Source organism: Tissierella pigra, assembly GCF_009695605.1.
GTDB classification, from domain to species: Bacteria; Bacillota; Clostridia; order Tissierellales; family Tissierellaceae; genus Tissierella; species Tissierella pigra.
Window position 1 is genome coordinate 1 of sequence record NZ_VUNQ01000079.1, and the last position, 7,838, is coordinate 7,838.

10 protein-coding genes are annotated in these 7,838 nt (G+C 29.9%); 7 read left to right on the top strand and 3 right to left on the bottom strand.

The window, feature by feature from the left end:
- From FYJ83_RS18850 to FYJ83_RS18880, 7 genes are all read left to right on the top strand, one after another.
- Nucleotides 1–1,583 (top strand): recombinase family protein (locus tag FYJ83_RS18850; protein WP_154443037.1); only part of this gene is annotated, 1,583 nt, incomplete at its 5' end.
- Between the two features lie 150 nt (nucleotides 1,584–1,733).
- Nucleotides 1,734–1,946, top strand: coding sequence for a hypothetical protein (locus FYJ83_RS18855; protein WP_154443038.1), 213 nt, complete (start codon nucleotides 1,734–1,736; stop codon nucleotides 1,944–1,946).
- Nucleotides 1,947–2,067: 121 nt separating this feature from the next.
- On the top strand, nucleotides 2,068–2,577 hold the full coding sequence (locus tag FYJ83_RS18860; RefSeq protein ID WP_154443039.1) for a hypothetical protein: 510 nt from the start codon (nucleotides 2,068–2,070) through the stop codon (nucleotides 2,575–2,577).
- A 171-nt stretch (nucleotides 2,578–2,748) separates the two neighbouring features.
- The gene (locus FYJ83_RS18865) at nucleotides 2,749–3,318 is read left to right on the top strand and encodes a hypothetical protein (RefSeq protein WP_154443040.1); all 570 of its coding nucleotides are present in this window, start codon (nucleotides 2,749–2,751) and stop codon (nucleotides 3,316–3,318) included.
- 160 nt (nucleotides 3,319–3,478) lie between these two features.
- Entirely contained in the window at nucleotides 3,479–3,865 is a 387-nt protein-coding gene (locus FYJ83_RS18870) for an LPD28 domain-containing protein (RefSeq protein ID WP_154443041.1), read from the top strand.
- A gap of 283 nt (nucleotides 3,866–4,148) precedes the next feature.
- Nucleotides 4,149–4,340, top strand: coding sequence for a hypothetical protein (locus FYJ83_RS18875; RefSeq protein WP_154443042.1), 192 nt, complete (start codon nucleotides 4,149–4,151; stop codon nucleotides 4,338–4,340).
- 422 nt (nucleotides 4,341–4,762) lie between these two features.
- Nucleotides 4,763–6,025: a leucine-rich repeat domain-containing protein gene (locus tag FYJ83_RS18880; protein WP_195838068.1), complete on the top strand. Its 1,263-nt coding sequence runs from the start codon at nucleotides 4,763–4,765 to the stop codon at nucleotides 6,023–6,025.
- Nucleotides 6,026–6,321: 296 nt separating this feature from the next.
- Here FYJ83_RS18880 and FYJ83_RS18885 read toward each other — a convergent pair whose 3' ends face one another.
- From FYJ83_RS18885 to FYJ83_RS18895, 3 genes are all read right to left on the bottom strand, one after another.
- On the bottom strand, nucleotides 6,322–6,792 hold the full coding sequence (locus FYJ83_RS18885; RefSeq protein WP_154443044.1) for a hypothetical protein: 471 nt from the start codon (nucleotides 6,790–6,792) through the stop codon (nucleotides 6,322–6,324).
- Nucleotides 6,793–7,066: 274 nt separating this feature from the next.
- Nucleotides 7,067–7,300 (bottom strand): BhlA/UviB family holin-like peptide, encoded by a 234-nt coding sequence (locus FYJ83_RS18890; RefSeq protein WP_154443045.1) that lies wholly within the window; start codon nucleotides 7,298–7,300, stop codon nucleotides 7,067–7,069.
- Nucleotides 7,293–7,697 (bottom strand): RNA polymerase sigma factor, encoded by a 405-nt coding sequence (locus FYJ83_RS18895; RefSeq protein WP_326828376.1) that lies wholly within the window; start codon nucleotides 7,695–7,697, stop codon nucleotides 7,293–7,295. Before FYJ83_RS18895 ends, FYJ83_RS18890 begins: the two co-directional genes overlap by 8 nt.
- Between the last annotated feature and the right edge of the window lie 141 nt (nucleotides 7,698–7,838).

Genomic DNA, 7,838 nt, shown 5'->3' on the forward strand with positions numbered 1-7,838 from the left:
TAAAAGTCCTAAGAGTGGCAGCCTACTGCAGGGTTAGTACAAAACTAGAACAACAAGAAGGCAGTTATGAGGCCCAGATTGCTTATTATACAGAGAAGATAAATAGTAATCCTAATTGGAAACTGGCGGGTATCTATGCAGATGATGGTATATCTGCAACTAATACGAAAAAAAGAGACGATTTTAATGCTATGATAGAAGACTGTATGGCAGGAAAAATAGATATGATAATTACTAAGTCAGTCAGCAGATTTGCAAGGAATACCGTAGATTCCTTACAAACAATAAGAAAGCTAAAGGAAAAAAACATTGCCATATTATTTGAAAAAGAAGGGGTAAATACCTTAGAAGGATCAGGAGAGTTACTAATCACCATTTTAAGCAGTCAGGCACAAGAAGAAAGCAGAAATATAAGTGAAAATACAAGATGGGGAATCGTTAGAAGATATGAAAATGGAATCATCACAGTTAATCATAAAAAATTTATGGGATATACCAAGGATAAAAAAACTGGTGAGCTGGTCATAGTGCCTGAGCAAGCAGAGATAGTAAGACGTATTTTTAGAATGTATTTAGAAGGTTCTAGTATTCTAGAGATTACTAGGGTCTTAGAAGCAGATAAAATTAAAACGGTAACAGGAAAAGACACATGGCATCCTGGTGTAATTGAAAGAATGTTAATTAATGAAAAGTATATGGGAGATGTCTTGATGCAGAAGACCTATACTGTAGACTTTCTTACAAAAAAACGAGTAAAAAATAATGGAATCGTACCTCAATACTATATCGAAGATAACCATGAGGCCATTATACCAAAGGAAATATTTTATAAGGTGCAGGAGGAAAAAGCAAGACGTGCCAGCCTGAATAAATCGGCGGTAACAAGAAAAGCAAACAAGCTAAAAAAGGAAAAAAGTAAATTTAGTTCTAAATATGCACTAACAGAAATATTAGTATGTGCCGAATGTGGACATCCCTATCGAAGACAAACTTGGTCAAAATATGGGCAAAAAAGTGCAGTGTGGAGATGTGAAAACAGACTAAAAAATGGTGTAAAGTCAACTTGTAAAAACTCGCCTACCCTTAAAGAAGAACCCCTACATCATACATTAATGACAGCTATTAATAATGTAGTAGAAAATAATGGAGACTTTATAGGAGCATTCAGAGAAAATATTATCAGGGTCATAGGCAACTATTCTACAAAAAATATCTCAACAGAATATGATGAAAAGATAGAAAATCTGCAAAAAGAAATGCTATTATTAATCGAAGAAAACGCAAAACAAGGAGCTGTAGCAGGAGATTTTGATGATGAATACAAAAGGATATCCGAAGAGATAAATGAGCTTAAAAAGGCAAAAATAAGGCTTGTACAAGAGAAGAAACGGGATGAGATGTACGAGCAGCGATTAATGGATGCGGATAGTACCTTAAAGACTGTAAGTCCACAGGTAAGGGAATTTGACGAGGACTTGGTACGGAGGTTAATTGAAACCATTAAAGTGAGTAAAGGTGAAAGACTAAAGATACAGTTTGAATCAGGAATAGTTATGGAACAGATAGTAGATTATTATGACTAGAAATATAGGAGCAGTAACTAGAATATGAGAAGTGGTTACTGCTCGCATAATAAGGGGAATCTATTAATGAACTAATATTTTTAATCATTTTGAATTTATCACAGGATCAATTGTAACAGCAAAATATTGAAACTAAGAAAGGATGGGATTATGAAAAATAATTATAAAAATATAGATAAAGAAAACAGAACTCCAAAGGTTGCAATTTATATAAGAGTTGGGGGCATGGAACAATTAAGCGATGAAGCAAGGCAAAGACTTCTTAATGCAAAGTTGGAAAATTTCAAGAAAGAAATATGTAATGTAGATAGTAGTTATAAAAAAGAAAGAGGTGTAGGATATACTACTCTTTCAAAAATATAAAGTTGGAGAGAAAAGTCTTAGTTTAAGGTTTTCTAGACAATATTTTACTGTCGTTGGAGTCCATATTTAATGGAATTAATTAGAGAATAAAGCAAGATAAAATAAAAATAGAGGTGGAACTATGGAAGATAGAGATTTACAAAGAGACTTTATTATGCGGCTAAATGGTTTACTATTCACATTGGACTTAAAGAAACTTGACATATCTTGTAACTCAGAAGATGATAGCTATGCTAAGGATACATTAAAAAAGATGCATGACATTTTTATAGAAGTTTATAAAACAGATTACCTTGATAGTTGTACTTATGAATTTGTAGAGGTTCCCGCCATAATAAAGGGAAAAAATACTGGACATATTGGACTTGGGATTGTGTCACTTGATATTCAATCTTTTGGTGAACATTGGGGAACTTTCTTTTTAACTCCAAAAGGTGTAATTGAACAAGGATCTGAAAAACTATTTGCCTATGAAAGGGAATATGTGAATCAAACTTATATCCCTTATGATTATTGGTATACAGTATCTTTAGAACGTGACTATCATGTAGATTTTGACAATGTACCAGAGAAAATAGGGGATATGCTTAATGCATGCCACACAGATCAGTTAGGAATGAAGATGGAATAGATAACATTATATATTAGGTAATATCACCTTAAATCATGATCCTACATTAAAGGAGTAAAATTAATATTAATATTACAAAAGAAAGTTGATAGTAATTATTGGTATGGATATAATGTAATTAAAAATATATTGAAAAATCTATACTACAATCAATCGGGAAAGGAGTATTTTATGGAGAGGAATGTGCCAAGAGGATATGATTGGAAAGACGGGAAACTTCAAGTAAATGAAACTGAATCAAAAATTGTAAAATGGATTTATCAGATGGTCATAGAATATCAGGATAATCCACCGGATATTCTAATAAGGCAGATTATAGATGAATGTGAAGGGGAAGAAATTCCCTACGAAGAAGCAAAAGAACGGGTTTCACTTACCATGGTTAAGAAATATATGGTTGCAGAATTAAATCTGAGAATGGAGGAATATGAAAAAAATAGGCAAGGAGATACATCAAGTGAAATAGAAAATTTTCTAGAAATGCCTTTAGAAGGAGAACTTCTTGATATAATAGAAGAAAGATATAAGGATAATTATGAGGATGCTTATGGTACTAGTATTCTCTCCGAAAATAAAAAGGGTAGATATTTAAAAAATATCGAATCTTTATCTAAGGAAGACTATAGACCATGTAAGACAGAACCACTTATTTCAAAAGAAATCTATAAAGCTGCAATTGAAAAGATGGAGGAAAATAGAGAACAATCTTTGAATAATAACCCAACAATGATGATAGAGTAGTATAGTATTTATGATGATGAAATAAAAATAGATAGAGTCAGAGAGTTAAAGTGCGTTTTTAGCATTCTAATTCTCCGGCTCTTTTGTTTTCAGAAAAAAGAACTATGCTAAATATAATTCATTGAATTATATGTGGCTACCAAATGAAAGGAGTTTTTTAATGATTGTAGATGCAAGAGAAAGACGTTATGAACATATTGAGATATTCGGAAAATCGGCACTGTTTACAAATCTTCGTATTTATGGTAGTGTACCAGAGGCATTATACTGCTATGATCTTCGTGGTTCGGATTATGATGCCAGTAATCCTCTTACCATTGAACCCAAGGTAATGGTCAATTATGCTGGCACAGTTCTTGTCCTAAGTAAAATAGATATTCCTGAAAAACAGGGGTTTCTTAAACTTGAGAATGGATTGAATTTTCTTGGAGAAGAACTTACGATGGAAGAATTCTGTAAGAAATATGATATTGTCCTACAGTCTGACATTCAAGATATGGATATTGTAGAACAAAATATACCTGAACATGGCATGGAGATGAAATAGCAAAATCCTATTAGGATTTTGCTATAACTCTCCTATAAAATTTGTGAATAGGTTTCTGTTAAAAACCTGCTAAGACTAAGACTTTCAGTAAGCTGAGGGTTTTATTGTTGGCAGATTTTATTTAAGTAAATTAGATATCAAAAATAATAGTTGCCGTGATATAATCTATGTGTAATTAATTAAAGAATAATGAATAAATCATAGAATTGTTGAAGATGTAAACTGACGCCAAGGGGATAATATCTACCTTTGGCATCATAATCATCGCTTCAAGGCATGTGGAGTGCGTAGTAAGAATACAGAAGATTCAATAGTAGAATTAGAACATGAGATGGCTAATTATCAACGAAAACGATATGTTGTTATGAAATTTATTCATGACGAAAAACATATCGTTTTTAAAGATATAGGGAAGGGTAAAAGAAGAAAAGAAGTTTTTAATGGGGTTGAGGTTGTTATTAGGCTAGCTACGTAGGAGAAAGGAGTAGGGGTTATTTACTTCTACTCTTTATCACTGTGTTAATTTACGATAGAATAATATTTTTTAAATAACCTTATTCTATAGTTAAATTATTTTAGTGGGAAAGAACTAAAGAGAGTATAAAAATACATAGAATATTCAGCCCCAATAACTGTCTATGATGAAAATAAAATGTCTTATAAGGATTGTAGTACCAAAGCATCTGAAAGACTTGAGATTTGCCATAAATTAACTGATTGTATTGAAAAGTATTGAAATTTATTATAAAATAATAATAACCTATAATCAGAAGGGTACTGCTTTTTTTAAAAAATATCTAGGCATATATAAACAATATTTATAAGATAAAGTTATTTTTAATTCTAATAAAATAAATATACATTATAAGATTTTTAATGTGTAAGGGGGGGATTTTAATGAAAAGATACCTTGCTATTATTATAGTCTGTATTTGTATAGCATGGGTAGGTATGCATTATAATCAAGGTAAATCTAGGGAATTAATTCAAAGTCTTGATAGTACAACAGAAAACTACGGTAATGATTCGATAGCTTTTTCTGATTCTTCTTTAGAGAAAGCAATTAGAGAAAAGATATCAAAACCATCAGGTCAAATTTATAAAGTTGATTTGGAGAATATTACTGAGCTGGAGGTTGTTTCGGCTAATATAAAAGAATTAAGCGGAATTGAAAATTTAACCAATTTAGAAGAATTAAACTTATCATTCAATGATATCAACGATATAAGCAATATAAGTAATTTAACCACTTTAGTTAAGTTAAATCTATCTAATAACTATATTAGTGATATAAGTGCTCTAAATGACTTGAAGAATTTAACTCAATTGAATATACGAAATACTTTGGTTAAGGATATAAGACCTATAGGAAATTTATCTAAATTAAAGATACTTAATATTTCACATTGCGAAAATATTGATTTGGAAAATACCCATGTATTAGGAAAGTTAAATAATTTAACCGAATTATACTTCTATAATTACGAATTAAGTGATATAAATTTCCTGAATAATTTAACAAACTTGACGAACCTTAGTTTATATCTAAACAATGTCACTGATTTAGATAGCTTAAATAAATTAACAAAATTAAATTGGCTAAATTTAGGGTTCTATAAGTCTATCGATTTGAGCTTTTTTGAGACTTTAACTAATCTGACTGAATTATATTTGGACTATGATGGAGATGCAGATATAAGTCATCTGAGCAACTTATCCAATCTTCAAAAACTACAATTATCTAGCCATTTTTTCCGAGGTAAAAGCAATCTAAGAGATATAAGTATTTTAACCAATCTAGAGAATTTAACTGAGTTAATTTTATTCGATGCAGAAATAAGTGATATAAGTTCCTTACAAAACCTAAAGAACTTAACCAAATTAAATTTAGCTTATAACAAGATATCGGACATAGGTGCCCTTAGTAATCTAGAGGGTTTAACAGAATTAGATTTGTCTAATAATCAGATTGCAGATATAAGAGTCCTGAGTGGGTTAGTAAATCTAACAGAGCTAAAATTAAATAATAATAAAATATCTGATATAAATCCTCTTAAAAGACTTAGCAAATTAAAAATACTGCTACTTAATGAAAATCATATACATGATTATAGTCCTGTAGAGGAGTATTATCTAAAGCTTAATTTTAAAGATTTTTAATTGAACATTAAGTTGACGAAAACAACAGTGACTTTAAGACAAGAAAACTATAAATAATCAATAATGAAGGGTCAAAGATATTTAGAAAGATTTATCAGAATAATTACTAGTAGTAATAATTTATTAAGGGCAACATGTGGCTTGTAAGCTTGAACTTTATACTAAAAATTTAGATGGTTTTCATCTAAAAAAGTATCAAACATATGTTAAATTGAAAGGTACTGAAATAATCGTGGTAGGATTTTTAGCAATCCCACCACGATTATAACTAAGAATCTATTAAAAAATTAATTGGTTTAGTCAGGCCATATATTTGTAGTTACTATTCTTCCCTTTTGCTGTCCCTCTTTTTTCATTATAACTCCCAATAGCTTTGTTTTGTTACTGGAGCTCAAAGTATTAAGAATGGTATCTCTACTTAGACCAGTTTCATTTACAATCATTCTAATGTATGCTTCAGTATCATTTTCATGAGGTGGGGCATAATTATACATCATATCTGCAATTGAAAGTGACCCGTAGTTATTGAATATTACATATTCCATACAGTTGTATCCATCAGAGTAAGTTGGGAATATAGCAAATGAGCCATTTTGACCAATTTCATTAAATCGTGCACTAGAGTTTCCAGAATAGCAATTTCCTGGATTATTATTTCTCCAAGCCATAGATCCACCTACATGATAGTATATTGGACCTCCTGTATAATACAGCACAGCACGTTCACCTTCATATGTTGTTGGATAAGCAAAATATTTACTTGACATCATAATCTCTCCTTTGTTCTAAATTAATTTTTATTACTACTCAGCATGCTGAACTATTACCATAGAAGTGGTATTGAATCATTTATAGTCTTGTATACTAGATTTATTTCTATGATTTTTATTCTAATCATACATTGATTTATACCTTGAGAATTTTATAACCGGTTATTTGCTTCTCACTATATACAAGCACATTTTTGAGTAAAATGTAAACATTCTTGATTAAATTATTTGTTTTACCTTTAATAAAATATGATGTAATTAAATGTATATGTTAAGGTTGCTTTTGAAAAACAAAATTTTTGATTTTACATATATCATCTTTGATATCTTCTATCAAATTCAACTTATCACTTAAGTTAGATATAATATTTTGATATTTTACTTCTCTTTCTTCTTGTCGAAGATCTCTTTTTTCTTGACTTTTTAGGATATAAAATATAAGAGCCACAGTTAATACTACCCATATACTCTCCTTCGCGGCGATTTCAATTATTTTTTCATCCAATTGAATGACCCCCTTCTTCTAAGAAAAACTTCCTTAAATTATTTAAAGCTCTATTTTTGAGTCTATTAACAGCTTGTCTACTAATACCTAGTATTTTAGCTATATCCATATCCGATAACTCATAAATATATTTCATTATAATAATATCTCGTTGCTTTTTAGGTAATGATTTAATTAATATTGAGATTAAGACTGTATCTTCTACATTAGCTTTGCTTGTATCCGCTAATATATAGTAGTTAATTTCCATGAAACTTAATTCTCTTTTTCTATTTCTAAGCAAATTTAAGGCTCGTTTTCTCAAGTGTATGTGGATATATTTAGCTATTTGCCTATGACTTGAATCTTTAAATTTTCTAATATCTATATTTCTTATTAAACTCAATAACTCGATAATTAAATCAGTCTCTGCCTCCTCTTTAAATCAAGTAGTATTTTTCAATACTTCTGATTAATTTTTTATTATTTTAGTAGATCATTTTAAGCAAAATAATTTTATTTTACATGAAATGTCTATTTTAATCCTCACTTAATAAAA

Coding starts and splice junctions, on each gene's coding strand:
- FYJ83_RS18855 (WP_154443038.1), top strand. CDS start 1,734: ATGAAAAATAATTATAAAAATATAGATAAAGAAAACAGAACTCCAAAG.
- FYJ83_RS18865 (WP_154443040.1), top strand. CDS start 2,749: ATGGAGAGGAATGTGCCAAGAGGATATGATTGGAAAGACGGGAAACTT.
- FYJ83_RS18885 (WP_154443044.1), bottom strand. CDS start 6,792: ATGTCAAGTAAATATTTTGCTTATCCAACAACATATGAAGGTGAACGT.
- FYJ83_RS18870 (WP_154443041.1), top strand. CDS start 3,479: ATGATTGTAGATGCAAGAGAAAGACGTTATGAACATATTGAGATATTC.
- FYJ83_RS18860 (WP_154443039.1), top strand. CDS start 2,068: ATGGAAGATAGAGATTTACAAAGAGACTTTATTATGCGGCTAAATGGT.
- FYJ83_RS18880 (WP_195838068.1), top strand. CDS start 4,763: ATGAAAAGATACCTTGCTATTATTATAGTCTGTATTTGTATAGCATGG.